Below are 24144 nucleotides of genomic sequence, written 5' to 3'. Positions count from 1 at the left end.
TTGGTGGGTCGTGCAGGATTCGAACCTGCGACCAATTGATTAAAAGTCAACTGCTCTACCAACTGAGCTAACGACCCACTTTTACGTTGCTTTCGAGTTGTTTAATATCCCGTGGCAACGGCGGCATATATTACTGATTTCAGATTTGAGCGCAACAAAAATTTCGACGCAGAGGGCTCAACTGCTTAGGAATCGCACGACGCGACCAGAAAAAAGGCGTTTTCTGGTCGCATGGTACGCATTACATCGCGTTAAGACGCTTTTGCGCCTGTTTCGCGCCATCAGTGCCAGGATATTTGTTAATCACCTGCTGATAAACCGCTTTCGCTTTTGCCGTATCACCTTTGTCCTGCATGATAACGCCAACTTTGTACATCGCGTCCGCAGCCTTCGGCGACTTAGGATAGTTTTTTACTACCGAGGCGAAATAATAGGCGGCATCATCTTTTTTACCCTTGTTGTAATTCAACTGGCCCAGCCAGTAATTGGCGTTCGGCTGATAAGTAGAATCAGGGTATTTCTTGATGAAGTTCTGAAACGCCACAATCGCGTCATCCTGGCGAGACTTATCCTGCACCAGCGCAATTGCCGCATTGTAATCGGTATTCGCATCGCCACTTTGTACCGGCGCCCCTGAGGTTGCCGTACCGGCATTCGGAGCGGGGGTCGCAGCGGTTGCCGCCCCGCTCTGGTCGCCAGCTGCTGGCTGCGCTGCGCCGCCATTATTTAAGCTCCCCAGCTGCAGCATAATTTGCTTCTGGCGCTCCATCACCTGATTCAGTTGATACTGATTTTCCTGGATTTGGCCGCGCAAAGAATCGATATCGGACTGATTATCGGAGAGCTGCTGCTGAAGTTGGGTTAAAAGCTGGCTGTGAGCGTTAGAGATACGCTCAAGTTGAGTGACGCGGTCTTCGACCGAGCCTGAGCCGACACTACTGATTGGCGCCTGAGCAAAAGCGGCCCAGGGGGCCGCTATGCCAACCAGTAACGACAGACTCAACAGGTGATGTCTGAAGTTACTGCTCATGCAATTCTCTTAGTAAACCAGTACAGCGCGACGGTTCTTAGCGTAAGCCGCTTCGTCGTGGCCCAGTACGGCAGGTTTTTCTTTACCGTAAGAAACGATGGAGATCTGGTCAGCGGAAACGCCTTTACCCTGCAGGTACATTTTAACAGCGTTAGCACGACGTTCGCCCAGGGAGATGTTGTACTCCGGAGTACCGCGTTCGTCCGCGTGACCTTCTACGGTGACTTTGTAAGACGGGTTGCTACGCAGGAAGTTAGCGTGCGCATCCAGCATTGCCGCGAAGTCAGAACGGATATCGTACTTGTCGAGATCGAAGTAAACGATGTTGTTCTGCTGCAGCTGCTGCATCTGCAGACGCGCTTGCTCTTCAGACGACATATTACCGCTACCGTTCGAATCCATACCCGTGCCGGCGCCGTTCAGCATACCGCCTTCGCTACCGTCATTGCTGGCGTTCTTGTTGGAAGAACATGCCGCGATTGCCATAACAGGCAGGGCAATCATCAGGCCCTTCAGCACTTTGTTCAGTTGCATTTCTTTAATTCCTTTAGTAATCAATTAATTATTATCACAGATACGGCGACCAGGCAGGCGATTTCACCTGACCATCAGTTGCCGGAAGACGCGCTTTGAAACGCCCATCTGTAGAAACCAAATTCAGCACAGATCCCATCCCCTGAGAAGAGCTGTAGATTACCATCGTGCCGTTAGGTGCCAGACTTGGCGTTTCATCCAGGAACGTTGACGACAGAACCTGTACGCCCCCCGTCACCAGATCTTGTTTGGCAATGTGCTGCTGCCCGTTATTTGAGCTTACCATTACCATAAATTTACCGTCGCTGCTGACATCCGCATCCTGGTTTTGCGAACCTTCCCAGGTAATACGCTGCGCCGCACCGCCGTTAATGTTCATTTTATACACTTGCGGACGTCCAGCCTGGTCAGAGGTAAAGGCCAGAGTCTGGCTGTCCGGGAACCAGGTCGGCTCCGTATTGTTGCTACGCCCGTCCGTTATCTGACGAATCTGGCCGGAGGCGAGATCCATGACGTACAGGTTCAGACTTCCGGTTTTCGATAACGCGAACGCCAGTTTCGTCCCATCCGGCGAGAAGGCCGGCGCGCCGTTGTGACGCGGGAAGGACGCAACCTGACGCACTGCGCCGTTTGCCAGCGTCTGGATAACCAGCGCGGAGCGACCGCTTTCAAATGTCACGTAAGCCAGTTTTGAGCCGTCCGGAGACCACGCCGGAGACATCAACGGCTGCGGAGAACGGTGCACTACGAACTGATTGTAGCCATCGTAATCCGAGACACGCAGTTCATACGGGAACTGACCGCCGTTAGTCTGTACCACATAGGCGATACGAGTACGGAACGCGCCCTTAATGCCCGTCAGTTTTTCAAAGACTTCGTCACTGGCGGTATGACCTGCATAACGCAGCCACTGCTTGTTCACTTTATAAGAGTTTTGCGCCAGTACAGTCCCCGGCGCGCCGCCAGTGTCAACCAGCTGATAAGCAACATTGTAGGAACCGTCCGGATTCGGCGTTACCTGCCCAACGACGACGGCATCAATACCCAGCGCAGACCATGCGGTAGGCTGAACTTCCTGAGCGGTGGCTGGCTGCTGCGGCAGTCGGGACCGGTCTAATGGATTAAATTTACCGCTATTGCGTAAATCTGCCGCCACGATGCCACCGATATCTTCAGGCGCAGCGCCCGGTCCGGCCCATTTAAAAGGCACAACGCCAATCGGTCGCGCCGAGTCCACCCCCTGGGTGATCTCGATACGGACTTCTGCGTGCAGCACCGCCGCCCACAGCATCAGAAAACCAAATGCTACTCGTAATGCCTGCTTCATCATATCTCCCATACCTGGGCCTGCGACCCACGATAATTTAGCAGAATGTTAACAAACTCAAATACACAAAACCACCAGGACCAGTAACAACTCAACTGCTCTAACTTCCATAAAGAAAAGTATCTACAGTTTAAAGTCTAGTTTGGCATCCTTTATTTTCTCATAAACAGCCTGGCTTGGCGGTTTAGGAATTTTCGCGGTTTTTGCCGCCATTAACGCCGCCTGACAAAGCGCTGGATCGCCGCCCTCAGACGTAATGCTTTTTAATGAGCCATCCGGCGCCAGGCTAATATGCAAGACACATTGTTTGCCCTGATACAGGCTCGCATCATACAGACGGCTCTGAATCGCGACCTGAATCTGTTTCGCGTAGGCGCTGATATCAGCGCCTGTCGCCCCACCGTTAGCGCCCGATGTACCGCTATCTTTCGATGGCTGGCCATTCCCTTTCGCGCCACCGCCGGTTTTCGGCGCATTCTTACCCGAGCTGAGATCGCCAAGCAGATCGTCGACGCCTTCTGCGGCGGCCGCTTTTTCGGCAGCCGCTTTCTTCTTAGCGTCCGCCGCCGCTTTCGCCGCTTCGGCATCCGCTTTCTTCTTCGCCGCTGCTTTCGCCGCCTCGGCATCCGCTTTCTTCTTCGCCTCCGCCGCTGCTTTCGCCGCTTCGGCTTCCGCTTTCTTCTTCGCCTCCGCTGCCGCTTTCGCCGCTTCGGCCTCTGCTTTCTTCTTCGCGTCTGCCGCCGCTTTCGCCGCTTCGGCTTCCGCTTTCTTCTTCGCGTCCGCCGCCGCTTTCGCCGCTTCGGCTTCCGCTTTCTTCTTCGCGTCCGCCGCCGCTTTCGCCGCTTCGGCCTCCGCTTTTTTCTTCGCGTCCGCCGCCGCTTTCGCCGCTTCTTCGGCCTGTTGCTGCTGCTGTTGCGCCAGTTTTGCCGCTTCTTCAGCCTGCTTTTGCTGCTCCTGAGCCGCTAAACGTTCTTTCTCAAGTTGTTTCAACCGCTCCTGTTCGGCAGCCTGCTTCTGCTGCAGCTCCTCTGCTTGCTGCTGTTGCAGCTTTTTACGCTCTTCTTCCGCGCGTCTGGCGCTGGCCTGTTGATCCTGCTGACGGTTGTACTGCTGCACAACGGCGCCAGGATCGACCATCACCGCGTCGATAGCGGAACCGCCGCCGCCGCCGGCAGAAGCCTCTATATGCTCATCAAACGAACTCCAGATCAGCACTGCAAATAAGATGATATGCAGCACGGCTGAAATAATTATCGCCCGTTTGAGCTTGTCGTTTTGTTCGGTTGCCTTTGACACTCTCGGTTCCCAAAAAACTGTTCGCCTGTTACTCGCCGTCTTTCAAGCCAACGGGACGCAGACTTCAGATTGGCTGCGTCATTAAGCCAACCGATTTTACGCCCGCGCTGTGTAACAAGTTCAGCGCTTTAATTATTTCATCGTACGGCACCTCTTTCGCGCCGCCGATTAAAAAGACTGTTTTCGGATTAGCCTGCAGATGACGCTTTACTTCTGCGATCACCTGTTCAGACGGCAGTTGATCCATTCGATCTTTATCAACCACTACGCTGTATTGCCCTACTCCGGAAACCTCAATAATGACCGGTGGATCGTCGTTACTACTGACCGCCTGCGACTGATTCGCCTCCGGCAAGTCGACTTCCACGCTCTGGGTAATGATCGGCGCGGTTGCCATAAAGATCAGCAGCAGCACCAACAGTACGTCGAGCAGCGGTACAATATTGATTTCGGACTTAAGTTCGCGACGACCTCGTCCACGCGTTCTGGCCATGGCTTACCCCTTGTTGCTTTCGCTTACGGTAAACGCCTGGCGGTGCAGAATCGCGGTGAACTCTTCCATAAAGTTGTCGTAATTCAGTTCCAGCTTGTTCACGCGCTGATTCAGTCGGTTGTAAGCCATAACCGCAGGGATGGCGGCAAACAGACCAATCGCCGTGGCAATCAATGCTTCGGCAATACCCGGCGCAACCATTTGCAGAGTCGCCTGTTTCACCGCGCCCAGGGCGATAAACGCATGCATAATCCCCCATACGGTGCCAAACAGACCGATATAAGGACTGATTGAGCCTACCGTGCCAAGAAACGGGATATGCGTTTCCAGCGTTTCCAGCTCTCGGTTCATGGAGATGCGCATCGCACGCGACGCCCCCTCTACCACTGCCTCCGGCGCATGGCTGTTGGCGCGATGGAGCCGGACAAACTCTTTGAACCCGCTATAAAAGATTTGCTCCGAGCCCGACAGACTATCGCGTCTCCCCTGGCTTTCCTGGTACAGACGCGATAGTTCGATTCCGGACCAGAATTTATCTTCAAACGCTTCCGCCTCACGCGCAGCGGCGTTCAGGATACGCGTTCGCTGGATAATGATGGCCCAGGATGCTATTGAAAAACCAATCAAAATCAACATGATAAGTTTAACCAGAAGGCTTGCCTTCAGGAACAAATCAAGGATATTCATGTCAGTCACTGCTTAAACTCCGCGACAATAGACTTAGGAAGCGCACGAGGCTTCATTTTGAGTGGATCAACGCAAACAATCAGAACCTCTGCTTCATTTAGCAGCGTGTTCTCTGCGTTGACAATGCGTTGCGTGAAAACCAAAGCGGTGCCACGCATTGACGTAATTTCTGTTTGAACTTCAAGCATATCGTCGAGCCGCGCAGGCGCATAGTATTCCAGCGTCATCTTGCGCACCACAAAGGCGACCCGCTCCGCCAGCAGCACCTGTTGGCTGAAGTGATGGTGACGCAGCATCTCCGTGCGCGCTCTTTCATAAAAAGCGACATAGCTGGCGTGATAAACCACACCGCCGGCGTCCGTGTCTTCGTAATAAACTCGAATTGGCCATCGAAACATATACTTATTCATCCCTGCAGCCTCTTTGTTGGCGTCATCCGCTTGCCGCCGTAATGCCTCAAGAATGCCGTTGTATATCGCCTTGTATTCACTTTACATCCCGGTAATGCAACAAAAGTAGAGCTTTTAAACGTTGCTACTATACGCGTGGGAATGAGGCTTGGGAATGGGGGGAAGTTAAGGGAGAGTAAAAATATATGGGCTTATGCAAGCCCCTATATTTTTAAGGAGGTTTCTTATTCACAAGAAGAAGAAAATCAGGCCGACGATAAGGACGATATCCGCAAGGAGCGGACAAAAAATCCCTTGCCAGTGTACGGATTCAGGGCGAAAACCCACGCCGTGGATTATGCCTGCGCAAACCGCCCACATCAGCAATAATCCGTGCCAGATTTCAAGCGTGCTGGTCCTGGCGGCAAACCGTGACGGGTCCCAGAACATACATCCTGCCAGCACTATCGCCATCACGAAGGAAAGCGCCCTTAAGGGGCGCTTGTCCATTACCGCATAAATATACTTCATCCTCTAAGCTGCCTCTTTGTTGGCTGCGGCTGTTAGTCGGCCCATCCCTGGGCCTCCCCCTTACAGGGCCGCTGCAAGCAGCGTTCAAATCTGTTCCTGACAGATTTGTTACCCCAGTCACTTACTGATGTAAGCTCCTGGGGATTCGCAGCCTTGCCGCCGCGATGCAACTTAAATGATTTTGTATATTGCATAGCGACAATATGAATCATTAGCTTTCTTCTTGACCGGTTTTACCCGCTTCAACGTGCTCAAGCGCCAGGGCGGTAATGATCCCGAATGCACAGGCAAGAAGCGTTCCCAGAATCCATGCGAAATACCACATTTTAAGCTCCTTACTTAGTACAGAGAGTGGGTGTTGCTTTCAATATGTTCTTTAGTGATACGACCGAACATTTTCCAGTAACACCAGCTGGTGTAGATCAGAATGATCGGTACGAACACCGCCGCAACCCAGGTCATCAGGTTCAGCGTCATCTGGCTGGATGTCGCATCCCACATGGTCAGGCTGGCATTCATCATCGTGCTGGACGGCATCACAAATGGGAACATAGCGATACCCGCCGTCAGAATAATGCAGGCCAGGGTCAGCGAAGAGAACAGGAATGCCCACGCGCCTTTCTCCATACGGGAAGTCAGGATAGTCAGCAGCGGCAGAACCACGCCCAGAGCCGGAACCAACCACAGGATCGGAGCATTATTAAAGTTCACCAGCCAGGCGCCAGCTTCACGCGCCACTTCTTTAGTCAGCGGGTTAGAGGCGGCATGATGATCAATCGCGGATGTCACGACATAACCATCAATACCATACATTACCCAAACGCCCGCCAGCGCAAAGCACACTAATGTCACCAGCGCCGCAATCTGCGAGGTGGCGCGCGCGCGCAGGTGCAGTTCGCCAACGGTGCGCATTTGCAGGTAAGTCGCCCCCTGCGTGATGATCATCCCTACGCTTACGATACCCGCCAGCAGACCAAACGGGTTCAGCAACTGGAAGAAGTTACCGGTGTAGTACAGACGCAGATACTCATCCACGTGGAACGGTACGCCCTGCAACAGGTTGCCAAAGGCCACGCCAATTACCAGCGGCGGCACAAAGCTACCGATGAACACGCCCCAGTCCCACATGTTGCGCCAGCGCGGGTCTTCAATCTTGGAACGGTAATCAAAACCGACCGGACGGAAGAACAACGACGCCAGCACCAGGATCATCGCCACATAGAAACCGGAGAACGCCGCAGCGTAAACCATCGGCCAGGCAGCAAACAACGCACCGCCCGCGGTGATCAACCACACCTGGTTACCGTCCCAGTGTGGAGCGATAGAGTTAATCATAACTCGACGTTCGGTGTCGTTACGACCGAGGAAACGGGTGAGCATCCCCACCCCCATGTCGAATCCATCGGTGACGGCGAAACCAATTAGCAAAATGCCAACCAGCAGCCACCAGATAAAACGTAGTACTTCATAATCGATCATTTGACGACTCCTGTCTTAGCGTGCCGGCTGAGAAGTCACGGTGGACTGCTCAAAGTGATAGCGACCGGTTTTCAGGCTGCTTGGGCCAAGGCGTGCAAATTTGAACATCAGGAACAATTCTGCCACCAGGAACAGGGTATACAGGCCGCAAATCAGGAACATGGAGAACAGCAGATCGCCCACGGTCAGCGATGAGTTCGCCACGGCTGTCGGCAACACTTCGCCGATCGCCCACGGCTGACGACCATATTCGGCGACGAACCAACCTGCTTCAACCGCAATCCACGGCAGTGGAATACCGTACAGCGCCGCGCGCAACAGCCATTTTTTCTCACCGATGCGGTTACGAATCACGCTCCAGAAGGAAAGTGCGATGATCGCCAGCAGCAGGAAGCCGCACGCCACCATGATACGGAAAGCGAAGTACAGCGGCGCAACGCGAGGAATGGAATCTTTCGTCGCTTGCTGGATCTGCGCTTCGGTCGCGTCAGTCACATTAGGCGTATAGCGTTTCAGCAGCAGGCCGTAACCGAGATCTTTCTTCATGCTGTTAAACTGGTCGCGAACGGCCTGGTCGGTAGAACCGGCGCGCAGCTGCTCCAGCAGTTCATAGGCTTTCATCCCGTTACGGATACGCTCTTCATGCTGAACCATGAGATCTTTCAGACCAATAACCGGCGTGTCCACGGAACGCGTAGCGATAATGCCGAGCGCATAAGGGATCTGAATCGCCAGATGGTTTTCCTGTTTGTCCTGGTCAGGAATGCCGAACAGGGTAAAGGAGGCCGGAGCAGGTTGCGTTTCCCATTCTGCTTCAATCGCAGCGAGCTTGGTTTTCTGCACGTCGCCCATTTCGTAACCGGATTCGTCACCGAGTACGATAACGGACAGTACGGCAGCCATACCGAAGCTGGCAGCAATAGCAAAGGAGCGTTTAGCAAAGGCGAAGTCACGACCTTTCAGCATGTAGTAAGCGCTGATACCGAGGATGAACATCGCGCCGGTGACATAGCCGGACGCCACAGTGTGAACAAATTTCACCTGTGCTACCGGGTTCAGTACCAGTTCAGAGAAGCTCACCATTTCCATACGCATGGTTTCGAAATTGAAATCCGCAGCGATTGGGTTTTGCATCCAGCCGTTCGCTACCAGAATCCACAACGCGGAGAGGTTGGACCCCAGAGCCACCAGCCAGGTGACGCACATATGCTGAACTTTACTCAGACGATCCCAGCCGAAGAAGAACAGACCTACAAAGGTGGATTCGAGGAAGAAGGCCATCAAACCTTCGATGGCCAGCGGCGCACCGAAGATGTCCCCAACATAGTGGGAGTAGTACGACCAGTTTGTCCCGAACTGGAACTCCATGGTCAAACCGGTAGCCACACCCAGAGCAAAGTTGATACCAAACAACTTGCCCCAGAACTTGGTCATATCTTTATAAATCTGTTTGCCGGAAAGGACGTATACCGTTTCCATAATGGCCAGCAGGAACGCCATACCGAGCGTTAGCGGCACAAACAGGAAGTGGTACATCGCGGTCAAGGCAAACTGTAAGCGCGACAGTTCGACTATATCTAACATCATGACTCCTTGCTCATCGCATGAAGACTCCGAGAGTGAACCCCGTTAGAAAGGGTCACACGCATGCCCCAATACAAATTTATTTGCGGCCTTCCATCGTACTATCCCCTCGGGAAGGAAACAGTAATGATGAAAAGTTACAAACATGTTAATAAAAAACCCAAATTGATCCCGCAAATATATTACGCCGTAAAACCCTTACAATAAACAGGTTTTTAGTGGGTCAGATTTGCTTTTTTCGACAGCGATCAATTTATGGCTAATCTATCGCTTTTCAGGGAATTTGATCACGGACAATTTAACCAGTTTTGATGCTCTTTTCCAACATTTAAATATTGATTAAAATCAATTTTTGAAGTTAATGTTAATAATGTTTATTCATTGAATGCATGGTGAATTTTTTGTTAACTTTTTGTTTTTGCAAAGAGTAATTTCAAACTCCCTGTAAAAAGAGGCTTATTCGGTAAGGCTAAACATTTTGTGCGTTTTTTACTGCCCCGCATCCCGTAAAAAACATTCCACATTGATGTTCAATTATTGCTAAATAGCTCACAGATTTTTTCTGTAGGTTATCAACACTTATTATTTTATACATTTAGTCTATTTTTATTTTACTTATAATTAACACCGCAAAGAAACTATCTCATTGCACACGCGCCATCATCCCACCGGGATTACCCTGCCCCAACTTCCCTTTCCCGACGACTAACGGCCAGGATCATCTTGCCAGGTTATCGCCTTAATTATCGCTAATAAGCTTTCCAGATAGCCAGAAACAAACATTTTATTCGCTAATTTTTCTTTATTTCAATAACACCGTATTTGCCTCTCTATAATTATTATAGTGAAGATTCTGTTATCACCTTCACAGATTTACCCTCAATATCTACGTCACTCATAGTGATAATTCTGTTTATTCGCAGCTATAAATACCCTTTAAACATGATTAATCACGAACGAATAGTGTCAATAAGTTCTTAATAATTTTTAAACTTAACCTCTTTTAACCAGCAAAAGTTCACATAATTTATTAAACGATATCTTTAATACTTCAGGAAAATAATGCCGGTACCCTTATGATTAAAATAGCTGTTTTATTCTGCCATTAAACAAGCAGTCTGTGTAAGCGCGATACATCTGAGGAGACGTGTAGTTCGCGCTCAGGCAAACATGCGCGGCCACAGAGTCAAGCATCAATTTACTATAGAGGTTAGCGTCAACATAGTGTAATGCTGCAATGCGTTTTTTTCATGGCGGAAAGCGCATAATCCGTCTCCAGTGAGGTCGGCAGGTCTTTCACTAAGACAGCATCTGTATTTGCTGAAAAAGAGTTAACCAGCAATCTGAGTAAATTTACTGCCGCTGCCAGACGGTTATTATCAATTATTTTTAGACTCCACCATGTTTTTTTAATGAGGCATTATTTTCCTATAGTTCAATATTTACAAAGCCAATAATTTTATATCCCGGATGCTTCACCCGTACTTTGCCACAAACAATAAAGCCATAAAAAAGGCCACCGTAAAGGTGGCCAACCATGTCGAAAACGGACATTTATCTGTTCCCGCAGGAACAGCGAGTTTTATTTTATAATTGCTTTCAGCGCTTCGCCGATATCGGCCAGGCTGCGAACGGTTTTCACGCCCGCGGCTTCCAGCGCGGCGAATTTTTCATCCGCAGTGCCTTTACCACCGGCAATGATGGCGCCCGCGTGGCCCATACGCTTGCCTTTCGGCGCGGTAACACCCGCGATATAGCCAACAACCGGCTTGGTCACGTGGTCTTTAATATAAGCCGCCGCTTCTTCTTCTGCGCTACCGCCGATCTCGCCGATCATCACGATCGCTTCAGTCTGCGGATCTTCCTGGAACAATTTCAGAATGTCGATGAAGTTAGAGCCCGGAATCGGGTCGCCGCCGATACCCACGCAGGTGGACTGGCCGAAACCGTAGTCGGTGGTCTGCTTAACCGCTTCATAGGTCAGCGTGCCGGAACGGGAAACGATACCCACTTTACCCGGCTTATGAATGTGACCCGGCATGATGCCGATTTTGCATTCGCCCGGGGTGATCACACCTGGGCAGTTCGGGCCGATCATGCGTACGCCCGCTTCGTCCAGCTTCACTTTCACGGTCAGCATATCCAGCGTCGGAATACCTTCGGTGATGGTGATAATCAGTTTGATGCCTGCGTCGATCGCTTCCAGAATGGAGTCTTTGCAGAACGGCGCCGGGACGTAGATAACGGATGCGGTCGCACCGGTAGCTTCTACCGCTTCGCGCACGGTGTTGAACACCGGCAGACCCAGATGCGTGGTGCCGCCTTTGCCCGGCGTTACGCCGCCGACCATTTGCGTACCGTAAGCAATCGCCTGTTCGGAGTGGAAAGTCCCCTGGCTACCGGTGAAGCCCTGGCAGATAACCTTGGTATCTTTATTAATTAAAACGGACATTATTTCCCCTCCACTGCGGCAACAACCTGCTGAGCTGCATCCGTCAGACTTTTCGCTGCAATAATATTCAGGCCACTGTCAGCCAGTTTCTTCGCGCCGAGTTCGGCGTTGTTGCCTTCCAGACGCACCACCACCGGAACGTTAACGCCCACTTCTTCCACCGCGCCGATGATACCGTCGGCAATCAGGTCACAACGGACGATACCGCCGAAGATGTTAACCAGAACCGCTTTCACGTTGTCATCCGAGAGGATAATTTTAAACGCTTCGGTGACGCGCTCTTTGGTTGCGCCGCCGCCTACGTCAAGGAAGTTAGCCGGTTCGCCGCCATGCAGCTTAACGATGTCCATGGTGCCCATCGCCAGGCCCGCGCCGTTCACCATGCAACCAATGTTGCCGTCCAGCGCGACGTAGTTCAGTTCCCACTGCGCCGCCTGCGCTTCACGCGGGTCTTCCTGAGACTGGTCACGCATTTCACGCAGATCCGGCTGGCGGAACAGCGCGTTGCCGTCAGCGCCCAGCTTGCCGTCGAGGCAAATCAGATCGCCCTGCTTAGTGATCACCAGCGGATTAATTTCGATTAGCGCCAGGTCGCGCTCAAGGAAAATGGTTGCCAGGCCCATAAAGATTTTGGTGAACTGCTGCACCAGTTTACCTTCCAGACCCAATTTGAACGCCAGTTCCCGTCCCTGATACGGCATCGGGCCGGTCAGCGGATCGAGCGCGACTTTATGGATCAGATGCGGGGTTTCCTCCGCAACTTTTTCGATCTCTACGCCACCTTCGGTAGACGCCATAAAGACCACGCGACGAGAACTACGGTCAACCACCGCGCCGAGGTACAGTTCTTTGCCGATGTCGGTCGCCGCTTCAACCAGAATCTGGTTTACCGGTTGGCCATTAGCGTCTGTTTGATAGGTCACCAGACGTTTGCCCAGCCAGTTTTCCGCGAAGGCGCGAATCTCTTCTTTGCTTTTTACTACCTTCACACCGCCCGCTTTGCCGCGGCCGCCAGCGTGAACCTGACATTTCACTACCCACGGGCCGGCACCGATTTTAGACGCGGCTTCTTCGGCTTCACGCGGAGTAGTACAGGCATAACCCACCGGCGCCGGTAAGCCATAGCGGGCAAAAAGTTGTTTTGCCTGATATTCATGTAAGTTCATGTGTTCTGTCCATCCTTCAGGTAATCGTTATCTTTAGACCTGTAGGCCTGAAAGCTGCGCGCCATCAGGCATTACACCATCGCCGGATGGCGGCGTGAACGCCTTATCCGGCCTACAGGTAGCAGGTGATGCTCTTGCTGACTACACGTCCAACAGCAGACGGGTCGGATCTTCCAGCAACTCTTTGATGGTGACCAGGAAGCCCACGGATTCACGACCATCGATCAGGCGATGATCGTAAGAGAGCGCCAGGTACATCATCGGCAGGATTTCCACCTTGCCATCCACCGCCATCGGCCTGTCTTTAATAGCATGCATTCCCAGAATCGCGCTCTGCGGCGGGTTGATGATCGGGGTAGACATCAGCGAACCGAATACGCCGCCGTTGGTAATGGTAAAGTTACCGCCGGTCAGGTCTTCTACGGTCAGCTTGCCGTCGCGGCCTTTGACAGCCAGTTCTTTAATTTTTTTCTCGATGTCAGCCATGCCCAGCGTATCCACGTCACGCAGGACCGGCGTGACCAGGCCGCGCGGCGTAGACACCGCCATGCTCACATCAAAGTAGTTGTGGTACACCACGTCATCGCCGTCGATAGAGGCGTTCACTTCCGGATAACGCTTCAGCGCTTCTACTACCGCTTTCACGTAGAAGGACATAAAGCCCAGGCGGATACCATGACGTTTTTCAAACACTTCGCCATACTGCTTACGCAAATCCATAATCGGCTTCATGTTGACTTCATTGAAGGTCGTCAGCATGGCGGTGGAATTTTTCGCTTCCAGCAGACGCTCGGCCACGCGCTTACGCAGGCGGGTCATTGGCACGCGTTTTTCGCCGCGCGCGCCCAGAGCGGGTTGTGCTGCAGGTTCAACAGCGGGTGCTTTAGACTCGCCTTTCGCCAGATGTTTTTCCACATCTTCACGGGTCAGACGCCCACCCACACCAGTGCCTTTAATGGCGCTGGCATCGAGGTTGTGTTCAGCCAGCAGGCGACGGATCGCCGGGCTGAGCGCATCGTTGTTTTGTTCTTCCAGCGACGCCTGCTGGCGCTGTGCCGGCGTAGACGCTTTCTCTTCAGATTTGGCGCTGGTCTCTTTACCCGCGCTGTTGCCTTCACGCAGGCGACCCAGGAGCTGGCGAGAGGTGACAGTCGTCCCCTCCTCTTCCAGAACCGCATCCAGAATGCCGTCCGCTGATGCCGGTACTTCCAGTACCACTTTGTCAGTTTCGATTTCTACCAGCACTTCGTCACGAACAACCGCATCACCCGGTTTTTTATGCCAGGTGGCGACGGTCGCGTCCGCTACGGACTCAGGCAGGTCGGGAACAAGAATATCTACGCTACTCATTATTTATCCTTTATTTAATCGACGTTCAGCGCGTCATTAACCAGATCTTGTTGCTGTTTCTGGTGAACGGACATATACCCTACCGCCGGAGAGGCGGAGGCCGGGCGACCTGCATAACGCAGAGCGGCCCCAAACGGAATCACTTCACGGAAATGATGCTGACTGCAGTACCATGCGCCCTGGTTGAGCGGCTCTTCCTGGCACCAGACAAAATCATGGACGTGAGCGTATGGTTGCAGCGCTTCCTGCACCGCTTTATGCGGGAACGGATAGAGCTGTTCGATGCGCACGATAGCGACATCTTTCTGGTCGTTTTTGCGACGTTGTTCCAGCAGGTCGTAATAAACCTTACCAGAACACATTACCACGCGTTTTACGGCTTTAGGGTCCAGCTCGTCAATTTCGCCAATGGCCGGCTGGAAGGAACCGTTCGCCAGTTCATCAAGCGTGGAAACCGCCAGCGGGTGACGCAGCAACGATTTCGGCGACATCACCACCAGCGGACGACGCATCCCGCGCAGCGCCTGACGGCGCAGCATATGGTAGACCTGCGCCGGGGTGGACGGCACGCAAACCTGCATATTCTGCTCGGCGCAAAGTTGCAGATAACGTTCCAGACGCGCGGAGGAGTGCTCCGGCCCCTGCCCTTCATAGCCGTGCGGCAACAGCATCACCAGACCGCACATCCGGCCCCATTTCTGCTCGCCGGAGGAGATGAACTGGTCAATCACTACCTGCGCGCCGTTGGCAAAATCGCCAAACTGCGCTTCCCAGATAGTCAGGGTACGTGGTTCCGCCGTGGCATAACCGTATTCAAAAGCCAGCACCGCTTCTTCAGACAGCACGGAGTCCCAGACTTTAAACTGTCCCTGACCGCTGTGAATATGCTGCAACGGCGTATACGTTGAGCCGTTCGTCTGGTTGTGGATCACCGCATGACGATGGAAGAAGGTGCCGCGACCGGAGTCTTCCCCGGACAGGCGCACCGGAATGCCTTCATCGACCAGCGTGGCGTAAGCCAGATTTTCCGCGCCGCCCCAGTCAAACAATTTCTCGCCTGCCGCCATTGCCTGACGGTCGCCATAAATTTTCGCCACGCGAGACTGCATTTCAATGGCTTCCGGCACGGTGCTGATACGTTTTGCCAGCTCCTGCAGACGCTTCATTTCTACCTTGTTCGGGTATGCTTCATCCCATTCGTGGTTTAGATACGGCGACCAGGTGAACGAGTGCATATTCATCGGACGCCACTCTTTCACCACGCATTCGCCTGCATCCAGCGCATCGCGATAGAGGTTGACCATTTCAGTGGCATCTTCCAGCGTTGCGACCTTATCAGCTTCCAGCTTGTCGGCGTAGATTTTACGCGGCGTCGGATGCTTTTTAATTTTCTGGTACATCAGCGGCTGAGTTGCGCTTGGCTCGTCGGCTTCGTTGTGGCCGTGACGGCGGTAGCACACCAGATCGATGAACACATCGCGTTTAAAGGTATTACGGAAGTCCAGCGCCAGACGGGTCACAAAAGCGACGGCTTCCGGATCGTCCGCATTGACGTGGAAAATCGGTGCCTGGACCATTTTACCGATATCGGTGCAGTAAGGCGTTGAACGCGCATCCAGTGGGTTAGAGGTGGTGAAGCCCACCTGGTTGTTGATAACGATACGTACCGTACCGCCCACTTCGTAACCGCGCGCTTTCGACATGTTCAGGGTTTCCTGAACCACGCCCTGGCCGGTCACCGCGGCGTCGCCGTGAATAGTGATCGGCAACACTTTGTTGCTGCTCGGTTCGTCCAGTCTGTCCAGACGGGCGCGCACGGAGCCCATCACCACCGGGCTCACAATTTCCAGATGCGATGGGTTAAACGCCAGCGCCAGGTGAACCAGACCGCCTTCGGTTTCGATATCTGACGAGAAGCCCATGTGATACTTCACGTCGCCGGTACCCAGATGTTCTTTATGCTTACCGGCAAATTCGTCGAACAGATCCTGCGGTTTTTTACCCAGTACGTTGATCAGCACGTTCAGGCGACCGCGGTGCGCCATCCCCAGCACCACTTCGCGAGTGCCGCTGTTACCCGCATGGCGAACCATCTCTTTCAGCATGGGTATCAGCGCATCTCCCCCCTCGAGCGAGAAACGTTTCGCACCCGGGAATTTGGCGCCCAGATAACGTTCCAGCCCTTCAGCGGCGGTCAGTTCGTTCAGGAAGCGTTTTTTCTCGTCAGCGCTAAAGGCCGCACGACCGGATTCGATGCGCTGTTGGATCCAGCGTTTCTCTTCGGTGCTGGTGATGTGCATATACTCAGCGCCAATCGGGCCGCAGTAGGTCTGTTTGAGCGCGTCGAGCAGCTCGCCCAGCTTCATCGTCTCTTTGCCGCTGGCAAAGGAGCCGACATTGAAGGTTTCCTGGAAATCGGCCTCGGTCAAATCATGGAAAGAAGGATCCAGATCCGCCACGCGTTCTTGCTTCCACAGTCCCAGCGGATCGAGGTTTGCATGCTGATGGCCACGGAAACGATAAGCGTTGATAAGCTGCAGGACTTTAACCTGCTTCACATTGGTGTCAGGGTCGGAAATCGTAGAAGAGTGACGTGAGCCAGCCAACGCCTGCCGCCGGAAATATTCACGTGTTTTTGAATGGAGTTGATCCGGTTTGACTCCGGTACCAGGTAACTGCTGGAACGTCAAACGCCAGTTAGCGTCTACCGAGTCAGGATCGGTTAAGAAGTCTTCATAGAGCTGTTCTATCCAGCTCTGATTCGAACCAGAGAGGTAAGAAGAGTCCAACCAGGCTTTCAAAGCGCTGTTCTGCATCGTGATCCCTTAAGCATCTTTTCTGCTTATTTAATACTCTAAATAGGTCACGTTTCAGGAAGGCGGCAAGCTTGCGAATCCCTGGGAGCTTACATCCAGTAAGTGACCGGGGTGAGCAAGTGCAGCCAACGCACATGCAACGTGAACTATGACGAGTATTTCGCCGTGGATACTAACCACGCATACGCCGTATGCGTGCCGGGGTTCACTTGTTGCGGACTGTCGTGTCATCTGCGTCCGCTAAGGAACCTTTAAAAACTGTCTAATAATCTTCGCTGTTCAGGCTACGACTGCGTTGCGGCCTTCGCTCACTCCGGTCACATAGTTAACTATGCTCCCGAAGATTCGTTCAGACCGCGCCTTGTCTCGCTCTGAACATCTCGATTATTACTAATCATATGGCAGTTTTTAGAGGTTTCCTGCACTTCTATTGCCCGATGGCGCCTGGCTTATCAGGCCTACGGGATTGCGCCTGTAGGCCGGATAAGACGGTACGTTGCCATCCGGCAACCACTACAACTACTTACGCGCTACGCTGCAACAGCATCGACTTAATATGGCCGATAGCGCGCGTCGGGTTCAGTCCCTTAGGACATACACTGACGCAGTTCATAATGCTGTGACAGCGGAATACGCTGAATGCATCGCTCATCCCTTCCAGACGACTGTCGGTCTCGGTATCACGACTATCGATCAGGAATCGATACGCCGCGAGCAGCCCCGCCGGACCGATAAACTTATCCGGGTTCCACCAGAATGACGGACAGGATGTTGAGCAACAGGCGCAAAGAATACATTCATACAGCCCATCGAGTTTTTCACGCTGCTCTGGCATCTGCAGATGCTCACGAGCCGGTGGATTTTGCCCATTATTCAATAAGTAAGGCTTAATCTTCTCATATTGTGCGTAGAATTGCCCCATGTCTACCACCAAATCGCGGATCACCGGCAAACCGGGTAGCGGGCGAATCACAATCTTCTTACCCGGCTGGTTCAGCGCCGAAATAGGGGTAATACAGGCCAGACCATTCTTACCGTTCATATTCAAACCATCAGAACCACACACACCTTCGCGGCAGGAACGGCGGAAAGAAAGGCTGGGATCTTTTTCTTTAAGCTGGATTAACGCATCCAGCAGCATCATGTCGCGCCCTTCTTCGCCTTCCAGGGTGTAATCCTGCATACGCGGAGCGTTATCGACATCCGGGTTATAACGATAAATCGAAAATTCGAGTTTCATCATCCTGTCTCCGCAATTAATAAGTACGAATCTTCGGCGGGAACGCCGGACGCAGTTTCGGTTCCATATTGACGCTTCGGCGCGTCATGGATTCCGTTTGCGGCTGATACAGGGTATGACACAACCAGTTGGCATCATCACGCTCCGGGAAATCGAAGCGGCTATGCGCGCCGCGGCTTTCCGTCCGGAAGTTGGCTGATACGGCAGTGGCGTAGGCAGTTTCCATCAGGTTATCCAGCTCCAGACACTCAACACGCTGGGTATTAAACTCGCTGGATGTGTCATCCAGACGGGCGTTTTTCAGACGCTCGCGGATCACTTTCAACTGCTCAAGCCCTTTCGCCATCGCGTCGCCTTCACGGAATACGGAGAAGTTATGCTGCATACACTCCTGCAACGCTTTGCGGATAGCCACCGGATCTTCGCCATTGCGGTTATTGTTCCAGCGATTCAGGCGCTCCAAAGAACCTTCAACGTCAGACTCGCTGGCGTCGCGCAGCACGCCCTGCTCGGCGATGGATTCCTGTAAATGCAGCCCCGCCGCGCGGCCAAAGACCACCAGATCCAGCAGTGAGTTACCGCCCAGACGGTTGGCGCCGTGAACCGATACACAGGCGATTTCGCCTACCGCAAACAGCCCCGGAATCACCACATCTTCGCCCTGCTCGTTCACGGTCAGCGCCTGACCGGTCACTTTAGTCGGAATACCGCCCATCATGTAGTGGCAGGTCGGGATAACCGGAATCGGCTCTTTCACCGGATCGACGTGAGCGAAAGTGCGGGACAGCTCCAGGATACCCGGCAGGCGAGATTCCAGCACCTCTTTACCCAGGTGATCCAGTTTCAGTTTAGCGTGCGGCCCCCACGGACCGTCGCAGCCGCGGCCTTCACGGATTTCGATCATGATGGAACGCGCCACCACGTCACGACCCGCCAGGTCTTTGGCGTTCGGCGCATAACGCTCCATAAAGCGCTCGCCGTGTTTGTTCAGCAGGTAACCACCTTCGCCGCGGCAGCCTTCTGTCACCAGCACGCCCGCCCCGGCGATGCCGGTCGGGTGGAACTGCCACATTTCCATGTCCTGCACCGGGACACCGGCACGCAGCGCCATACCGACACCATCACCGGTGTTGATGTGAGCGTTGGTGGTGGACTGGTAGATACGGCCTGCGCCGCCGGTCGCCAGCACCGTCGCGCGGGCTTTGAAGTACACCACTTCACCGGTTTCGATGCACAGTGCGGTACACCCCACCACCGCGCCATCCTGGTTTTTCACCAGATCCAGCGCATACCATTCGGAGAAAATCGTGGTGTGGTTTTTCAAATTCTGTTGATACAGCGTGTGCAGCAAGGCGTGACCGGTACGGTCAGCCGCCGCCGCGGTACGTGCCGCCTGCTCGCCGCCAAAGTTTTTCGACTGGCCACCGAACGGGCGCTGATAGATACGTCCATCATCAAGACGGGAGAACGGTAGCCCCATGTGCTCCAGTTCCAGAATCGCTTCCGGTCCGGTCTTACACATATATTCGATGGCATCCTGGTCACCAATGTAGTCCGACCCCTTAACGGTGTCGTACATGTGCCATTCCCAGTTATCTTCATGGGTATTGCCGAGCGCCACGGTGATACCGCCCTGCGCGGAAACGGTATGGGAACGGGTCGGGAAGACTTTCGAGAGCAGCGCACAGGTTTGGCCGCTCTGGGAAATTTGCAGCGCCGCGCGCATACCTGCGCCACCGGCACCAATCACAACAGCATCAAATTCTCTGACTGGCAGTTTCATTACACACCCCACACCACAACAAATCCATAGATGACGTAAACCACCAGCGCAACAACAATAACGAGTTGCAGTATCAGACGCACTGCCAGTGGTTTAACGTAGTCGGTTAACACCTGCCACATGCCGATCCAGGCATGAATCAAGATGGAAAAAAGCGCCAGCAGGGTGAAGACTTTGGTGAAGGCCGATGAGAAGAAACCGGTCCAGGCTTCAAAGGTCAGTTCGCCGCTCGTGGCGAAAAAACCCACCATGTAGATGATGTATAACGTCAGAACGATAGCGGTAGCACGGACCAGGATGAAGTCATGTACGCCATTGCGTCCTAATGCGGAGGCGTTGCTTACCATACGAGGACTCCTGCGAGAAGTGAAAGCACGACAGTGATAACAAAAGAGATTTTGGCAGAGCGTTGACCCGCTTCGAATGTTTCTTCCAGATAGCCAAAATCCATTAACATGTGACGAATTCCCACGATGACGTGATACGCCAGCGCGGTAAGGATGCCCCACATGATAAATTTAACGATGAAGCCGTCCATGATATCGGCGGCCTGCTGGAATCCTTCCGGAGAAGAGAGGCTGGTGCCCAGTAGCCACAGTAGTATGCCGACGGCGATGAAAGTAATCACACCGGATACGCGATGGAGAATGGACGCTATCGCTGTGATGGGGAACCGAATCGTTTGCAGATCCAGATTGACAGGTCTTTGTTTTTTCACATTTCTTATCATGAATAACGCCCACATGCTGTTCTTATTATTCCCTTAAGACTTCGGTTACAGAGGTGAATCTACCTGTAGCCAGAAAGACGACGGGATTTCCTTCCTCCGGTCTGCGTGCGGGTCAGACAGCGTCCTTTCTATAACTGCGCGTCATGTAAAACACTGCTTCCAGTAGCTAAAACGACACGTTACAACGCTGGGTGGCTCGGGATTGCAGGGTATTCCGGAGACCTGGCGGCAGTATAGGACGTTCACAAAATCATTACAATTAACCTACATATAGTTTGTCGGGTTTTATCCTGAACAGTGACACAGGTCACGATAACAACATTTTTTTAATTTTCAATCATCTGATTTGACAAACATTAAACAAAATTGTTACAAACGACACCAGAAAAAGCATATAATGCGTAAAAGTTATGGGGTCACTCTTTCACCTGTTAATAAGTTATGCAACAGTACAATGATATTGACCCATTCTTTCAGGACAGTTATTAGTGATAGACAGGTTACATTACTCGGATTGCTACGTTCCTGATTTGCTGCTAATTCGAAATTAATCAAGCCGTTACCTGCAAGCGCCCATTGCTCTGTACCCAGGTCATCCCCTCTTTCACAGAGCGGCGAGCCAAATAACAAACTGGTAACGGTTGATTGATGCATACACAGAATCTTCCCTGCACTAACGACGAGGAAGATGACGTGGAGAAGGCAAGTCTGAGTTCCGGCAGTCTTAAGCAATAAGGCGCTAAGGAGACCGTAAATGGCTGATACAAAGGCAAAAATCACCCTTACTGGTGACACTGCTATTGAACTGGATGTGCTAAAAGGTACACTCGGTCAAGATGTTATTGATATTCGTAGTCTCGGTTCAAAAGGAGTTTTTACTTTTGACCCTGGTTTCACCTCTACCGCATCCTGCGAATCTAAAATCACCTTCATCGACGGCGACGAAGGCATTTTGTTGCATCGCGGTTTCCCGATTGACCAGCTTGCTACCGATTCCAACTATCTGGAAGTCTGTTACATCCTGCTGTACGGCGAAAAACCGACGCAGGAAGAGTATGACGAGTTCAGAACGACAGTCACCCGCCATACGATGATCCATGAGCAAATCACTCGCCTGTTCCATGCTTTCCGTCGCGACTCACATCCGATGGCGGTAATGTGCGGGATCACTGGCGCGCTGGCAGCGTTCTACCACGACTCGCTGGATGTGAACAATCCGCGCCACCGTGAAATCGCGGCGTTCCGCCTGCTGTCCAAAATGCCGACCATGGCGGCGATGTGTTACAAATATTCCATCGGTCAGCCGTTTGTTTATCCGCGCAACGACCTTTCCTACGCCGGTAACTTCCTGAACATGATGTTCTCCACGCCGTGTGAAACCTATGAAGTGAATCCGGTACTGGAGCGCGCGATGGACCGTATTCTGATCCTGCACGCTGACCATGAGCAGAACGCCTCTACGTCAACGGTACGTACCGCAGGTTCAAGCGGTGCCAACCCGTTCGCCTGCATTGCCGCCGGGATCGCCTCCCTGTGGGGACCCGCGCACGGCGGCGCCAACGAAGCCGCGCTGAAAATGCTGGAAGAAATCAGCTCTGTTAAACACATTCCGGAATTTGTTCGCCGTGCGAAAGACAAGAATGATTCTTTCCGCCTGATGGGCTTCGGTCACCGTGTTTACAAAAACTACGATCCGCGCGCCACCGTGATGCGTGAAACCTGCCATGAAGTGCTGAAAGAGCTGGGCACCAAAGACGATCTGCTGGAAGTGGCGATGGAGCTTGAGCACATTGCGCTCAACGATCCGTACTTCATCGAGAAGAAACTGTACCCGAACGTAGACTTCTACTCCGGCATCATTCTGAAAGCGATGGGCATTCCATCTTCGATGTTCACCGTGATCTTCGCCATGGCGCGTACCGTTGGCTGGATTGCACACTGGAATGAAATGCACACTGACGGCATGAAAATCGCCCGTCCTCGTCAGCTGTATACCGGCTACGATAAACGCGACTTTAAATCGGCGCTGAAGCGTTAATTGACAACCGGATGGCGATGCAACCCTCGCCATCCGGTACATTTTCCCTTTTTTCTTATCCTCATTATTTTATTCTTACCCCGTTACTCTCTATGATTAATTAAGGTTTCGCTAAATATCATTCAGGGAGCATGGAATGCCGATTCTGCAGTGGTTTTTGTTGTTCCTGTTATCGCTGCTCATTTCCCTTATTTTTCTCTATCTGCACCTTCCGGCGGCAATGCTGCTCGGTCCAATGATTGCGGGTATCGTGTTGAGTTTGCGAGGTAGTACGCTACAACTTCCGCGCGGTATTTTTCTCGCCGCGCAGGCAATTCTCGGCTGTATGATCGCCCAAAATCTAACCGGTTCGATATTGACCACCCTCGCCCTCTACTGGCCGGTCGTGCTTTTAGTGTTGCTGGTGACGCTGCTTTCCAGCGCGGTAGTCGGCTGGCTGCTGGTACGTTACAGCTCGCTGCCCGGCAATACCGGCGCATGGGGGTCTTCGCCGGGCGGTGCGGCGGCAATGGTAGCGATGGCGCAAGATTACGGGGCGGATATCCGCCTGGTGGCGTTTATGCAGTATCTGCGGGTACTGTTTGTGGCTGGCGCGGCGGTGCTGGTGACACGCCTGATACTCGGCGACAGCGCGGCAACGGTCAGCCAACAGGTGGTCTGGTTTCCGCCGCTTAGCGGTAATTTATTGACGACGCTGTTATTAGCGATCGTGGCGGGCATTGCCGGTCGCCTGTTGCGTATCCCTTCCGGCACGATGCTGCTCCCCATGTTGGCAGGCGCGCTTCTCCATTCGCAAGGCATCATTGAAATTGAATTACCCGAATGGCTGCTGGCCGTGGCGTATATGGCGATAGGCTGGCGTATTGGGCTGGGCTTTGACAGACAGGTGTTTTTTATGGCGCTGCGGCCATTGCCGCAAATCTTATTGTCAATTTTCGCGCTGATGGCGATTTGCGCCGCGATGGCGTGGGGAATGGCTTACTACATGCAGATTGATTTTATGACGGCTTACCTCGCCACCAGTCCCGGTGGTCTGGATACGGTTGCCGCGATCGCGGCAGGAAGCAGTGCCGATATGGCGCTCATCATGGCAATGCAAACCCTACGGCTGTTCAGCATTCTGTTAACTGGGCCAGCAGTGGCCCGTTTTATATCAACCTATGCGCCCAGACAACCTTTGTAGGACTGATAAGCGTCGCGCCATCAGGCAATAGCCGCT

22 protein-coding genes and 1 tRNA gene are annotated in these 24144 nt (G+C 52.9%); 3 read left to right on the top strand and 20 right to left on the bottom strand.

What is annotated here, in order from left to right; all coding sequences use genetic code 11:
* Nucleotide 1 precedes the first annotated feature (1 nt).
* The 20 genes from NA986_RS12845 to sdhC all read right to left on the bottom strand — a co-directional run bounded on the left by NA986_RS12845 (nucleotide 2) and on the right by sdhC (nucleotide 20902).
* A tRNA-Lys gene (locus NA986_RS12845) sits at nucleotides 2–77 on the bottom strand.
* Between the two features lie 164 nt (nucleotides 78–241).
* On the bottom strand, nucleotides 242–1030 hold the full coding sequence (gene cpoB, locus NA986_RS12840) for a cell division protein CpoB (protein WP_023215758.1): 789 nt from the start codon (nucleotides 1028–1030) through the stop codon (nucleotides 242–244).
* A 9-nt stretch (nucleotides 1031–1039) separates the two neighbouring features.
* Nucleotides 1040–1564, bottom strand: a complete 525-nt coding sequence (gene pal, locus NA986_RS12835; protein WP_001176623.1) for a peptidoglycan-associated lipoprotein Pal — start codon at nucleotides 1562–1564, stop codon at nucleotides 1040–1042.
* A gap of 34 nt (nucleotides 1565–1598) precedes the next feature.
* The gene (gene tolB, locus NA986_RS12830; RefSeq protein WP_001562341.1) at nucleotides 1599–2891 is read right to left on the bottom strand and encodes a Tol-Pal system beta propeller repeat protein TolB; all 1293 of its coding nucleotides are present in this window, start codon (nucleotides 2889–2891) and stop codon (nucleotides 1599–1601) included.
* 123 nt (nucleotides 2892–3014) lie between these two features.
* Nucleotides 3015–4187, bottom strand: a complete 1173-nt coding sequence (gene tolA, locus NA986_RS12825) for a cell envelope integrity protein TolA (protein WP_000030570.1) — start codon at nucleotides 4185–4187, stop codon at nucleotides 3015–3017.
* 64 nt (nucleotides 4188–4251) lie between these two features.
* The gene (gene tolR / locus NA986_RS12820; protein ID WP_000124676.1) at nucleotides 4252–4680 is read right to left on the bottom strand and encodes a colicin uptake protein TolR; all 429 of its coding nucleotides are present in this window, start codon (nucleotides 4678–4680) and stop codon (nucleotides 4252–4254) included.
* A gap of 3 nt (nucleotides 4681–4683) precedes the next feature.
* Complete coding sequence (gene tolQ / locus NA986_RS12815; protein WP_000131318.1) at nucleotides 4684–5376, bottom strand: Tol-Pal system protein TolQ; 693 nt, start codon at nucleotides 5374–5376, stop codon at nucleotides 4684–4686.
* On the bottom strand, nucleotides 5373–5777 hold the full coding sequence (gene ybgC / locus NA986_RS12810) for a tol-pal system-associated acyl-CoA thioesterase (protein WP_001046240.1): 405 nt from the start codon (nucleotides 5775–5777) through the stop codon (nucleotides 5373–5375). The genes tolQ and ybgC overlap by 4 nt, the downstream gene beginning before the upstream one ends.
* A 228-nt stretch (nucleotides 5778–6005) precedes the next feature.
* Nucleotides 6006–6287, bottom strand: coding sequence for a cyd operon protein YbgE (gene ybgE, locus NA986_RS12805; RefSeq protein WP_000875305.1), 282 nt, complete (start codon nucleotides 6285–6287; stop codon nucleotides 6006–6008).
* Nucleotides 6288–6498: 211 nt separating this feature from the next.
* Nucleotides 6499–6612, bottom strand: a complete 114-nt coding sequence (gene cydX / locus NA986_RS12800) for a cytochrome bd-I oxidase subunit CydX (RefSeq protein ID WP_000270278.1) — start codon at nucleotides 6610–6612, stop codon at nucleotides 6499–6501.
* A gap of 14 nt (nucleotides 6613–6626) precedes the next feature.
* Nucleotides 6627–7766 carry a cytochrome d ubiquinol oxidase subunit II gene (gene cydB, locus NA986_RS12795; protein ID WP_023215760.1) on the bottom strand — a complete coding sequence of 380 codons (1140 nt, stop codon included), beginning with the start codon at nucleotides 7764–7766 and terminating at the stop codon, nucleotides 6627–6629.
* A 15-nt stretch (nucleotides 7767–7781) separates the two neighbouring features.
* Entirely contained in the window at nucleotides 7782–9350 is a 1569-nt protein-coding gene (gene cydA / locus NA986_RS12790) for a cytochrome ubiquinol oxidase subunit I (RefSeq protein ID WP_000884369.1), read from the bottom strand.
* A 1582-nt stretch (nucleotides 9351–10932) separates the two neighbouring features.
* On the bottom strand, nucleotides 10933–11802 hold the full coding sequence (gene sucD, locus NA986_RS12785; protein WP_000114631.1) for a succinate--CoA ligase subunit alpha: 870 nt from the start codon (nucleotides 11800–11802) through the stop codon (nucleotides 10933–10935).
* A complete protein-coding gene (gene sucC / locus NA986_RS12780; RefSeq protein WP_001048590.1) occupies nucleotides 11802–12968 on the bottom strand; it encodes an ADP-forming succinate--CoA ligase subunit beta in 1167 nt (388 codons plus the stop codon). The genes sucD and sucC overlap by 1 nt, the downstream gene beginning before the upstream one ends.
* A gap of 141 nt (nucleotides 12969–13109) precedes the next feature.
* Nucleotides 13110–14318 (bottom strand): 2-oxoglutarate dehydrogenase complex dihydrolipoyllysine-residue succinyltransferase, encoded by a 1209-nt coding sequence (gene odhB / locus NA986_RS12775; protein ID WP_070793912.1) that lies wholly within the window; start codon nucleotides 14316–14318, stop codon nucleotides 13110–13112.
* A gap of 14 nt (nucleotides 14319–14332) precedes the next feature.
* Nucleotides 14333–17134, bottom strand: coding sequence for a 2-oxoglutarate dehydrogenase E1 component (gene sucA / locus NA986_RS12770; RefSeq protein ID WP_001181500.1), 2802 nt, complete (start codon nucleotides 17132–17134; stop codon nucleotides 14333–14335).
* Nucleotides 17135–17657: 523 nt separating this feature from the next.
* On the bottom strand, nucleotides 17658–18374 hold the full coding sequence (gene sdhB, locus NA986_RS12765; RefSeq protein ID WP_001727709.1) for a succinate dehydrogenase iron-sulfur subunit SdhB: 717 nt from the start codon (nucleotides 18372–18374) through the stop codon (nucleotides 17658–17660).
* A gap of 16 nt (nucleotides 18375–18390) precedes the next feature.
* The gene (sdhA, locus tag NA986_RS12760; RefSeq protein WP_000775561.1) at nucleotides 18391–20157 is read right to left on the bottom strand and encodes a succinate dehydrogenase flavoprotein subunit; all 1767 of its coding nucleotides are present in this window, start codon (nucleotides 20155–20157) and stop codon (nucleotides 18391–18393) included.
* Entirely contained in the window at nucleotides 20157–20504 is a 348-nt protein-coding gene (sdhD, locus tag NA986_RS12755; protein WP_000254356.1) for a succinate dehydrogenase membrane anchor subunit, read from the bottom strand. The genes sdhA and sdhD overlap by 1 nt, the downstream gene beginning before the upstream one ends.
* Nucleotides 20498–20902: a succinate dehydrogenase cytochrome b556 subunit gene (gene sdhC, locus NA986_RS12750; RefSeq protein WP_000263340.1), complete on the bottom strand. Its 405-nt coding sequence runs from the start codon at nucleotides 20900–20902 to the stop codon at nucleotides 20498–20500. Before sdhC ends, sdhD begins: the two co-directional genes overlap by 7 nt.
* A gap of 382 nt (nucleotides 20903–21284) precedes the next feature.
* On the opposite strand from sdhC, the gene NA986_RS12745 reads away from it, so the two are divergent.
* The 3 genes from NA986_RS12745 to NA986_RS12735 all read left to right on the top strand — a co-directional run bounded on the left by NA986_RS12745 (nucleotide 21285) and on the right by NA986_RS12735 (nucleotide 24108).
* The gene (locus NA986_RS12745) at nucleotides 21285–21416 is read left to right on the top strand and encodes a hypothetical protein (protein WP_418142699.1); all 132 of its coding nucleotides are present in this window, start codon (nucleotides 21285–21287) and stop codon (nucleotides 21414–21416) included.
* 225 nt (nucleotides 21417–21641) lie between these two features.
* Nucleotides 21642–22925, top strand: coding sequence for a citrate synthase (locus NA986_RS12740; protein ID WP_000785811.1), 1284 nt, complete (start codon nucleotides 21642–21644; stop codon nucleotides 22923–22925).
* A 136-nt stretch (nucleotides 22926–23061) separates the two neighbouring features.
* Complete coding sequence (locus NA986_RS12735; RefSeq protein WP_023194756.1) at nucleotides 23062–24108, top strand: AbrB family transcriptional regulator; 1047 nt, start codon at nucleotides 23062–23064, stop codon at nucleotides 24106–24108.
* The last annotated feature ends 36 nt before the right edge of the window (nucleotides 24109–24144 follow it).

This window comes from Salmonella sp. NW177, assembly GCF_051811585.1.
Lineage (GTDB): Bacteria > Pseudomonadota > Gammaproteobacteria > Enterobacterales > Enterobacteriaceae > Salmonella > Salmonella enterica.
The sequence above is the reverse complement of the archived record's forward strand: the minus strand, read 5'-3'. Positions and strand labels throughout refer to the sequence as shown.

What these genes read in the sequence shown, in the direction of transcription:
- sucC (WP_001048590.1), bottom strand. Translation starts at nt 12,968, where the DNA reads ATGAACTTACATGAATATCAGGCAAAACAACTTTTTGCCCGCTATGGC.
- ybgE (WP_000875305.1), bottom strand. Translation starts at nt 6,287, where the DNA reads ATGAAGTATATTTATGCGGTAATGGACAAGCGCCCCTTAAGGGCGCTT.
- cydX (WP_000270278.1), bottom strand. Translation starts at nt 6,612, where the DNA reads ATGTGGTATTTCGCATGGATTCTGGGAACGCTTCTTGCCTGTGCATTC.
- sucD (WP_000114631.1), bottom strand. Translation starts at nt 11,802, where the DNA reads ATGTCCGTTTTAATTAATAAAGATACCAAGGTTATCTGCCAGGGCTTC.
- ybgC (WP_001046240.1), bottom strand. Translation starts at nt 5,777, where the DNA reads ATGAATAAGTATATGTTTCGATGGCCAATTCGAGTTTATTACGAAGAC.
- sdhA (WP_000775561.1), bottom strand. Translation starts at nt 20,157, where the DNA reads ATGAAACTGCCAGTCAGAGAATTTGATGCTGTTGTGATTGGTGCCGGT.
- sdhB (WP_001727709.1), bottom strand. Translation starts at nt 18,374, where the DNA reads ATGAAACTCGAATTTTCGATTTATCGTTATAACCCGGATGTCGATAAC.
- cydA (WP_000884369.1), bottom strand. Translation starts at nt 9,350, where the DNA reads ATGTTAGATATAGTCGAACTGTCGCGCTTACAGTTTGCCTTGACCGCG.
- sucA (WP_001181500.1), bottom strand. Translation starts at nt 17,134, where the DNA reads ATGCAGAACAGCGCTTTGAAAGCCTGGTTGGACTCTTCTTACCTCTCT.
- NA986_RS12735 (WP_023194756.1), top strand. Translation starts at nt 23,062, where the DNA reads ATGCCGATTCTGCAGTGGTTTTTGTTGTTCCTGTTATCGCTGCTCATT.
- NA986_RS12740 (WP_000785811.1), top strand. Translation starts at nt 21,642, where the DNA reads ATGGCTGATACAAAGGCAAAAATCACCCTTACTGGTGACACTGCTATT.
- tolB (WP_001562341.1), bottom strand. Translation starts at nt 2,891, where the DNA reads ATGAAGCAGGCATTACGAGTAGCATTTGGTTTTCTGATGCTGTGGGCG.
- pal (WP_001176623.1), bottom strand. Translation starts at nt 1,564, where the DNA reads ATGCAACTGAACAAAGTGCTGAAGGGCCTGATGATTGCCCTGCCTGTT.
- NA986_RS12745 (WP_418142699.1), top strand. Translation starts at nt 21,285, where the DNA reads ATGCGTAAAAGTTATGGGGTCACTCTTTCACCTGTTAATAAGTTATGC.
- cydB (WP_023215760.1), bottom strand. Translation starts at nt 7,766, where the DNA reads ATGATCGATTATGAAGTACTACGTTTTATCTGGTGGCTGCTGGTTGGC.
- sdhC (WP_000263340.1), bottom strand. Translation starts at nt 20,902, where the DNA reads ATGTGGGCGTTATTCATGATAAGAAATGTGAAAAAACAAAGACCTGTC.
- sdhD (WP_000254356.1), bottom strand. Translation starts at nt 20,504, where the DNA reads ATGGTAAGCAACGCCTCCGCATTAGGACGCAATGGCGTACATGACTTC.
- cpoB (WP_023215758.1), bottom strand. Translation starts at nt 1,030, where the DNA reads ATGAGCAGTAACTTCAGACATCACCTGTTGAGTCTGTCGTTACTGGTT.
- odhB (WP_070793912.1), bottom strand. Translation starts at nt 14,318, where the DNA reads ATGAGTAGCGTAGATATTCTTGTTCCCGACCTGCCTGAGTCCGTAGCG.
- tolR (WP_000124676.1), bottom strand. Translation starts at nt 4,680, where the DNA reads ATGGCCAGAACGCGTGGACGAGGTCGTCGCGAACTTAAGTCCGAAATC.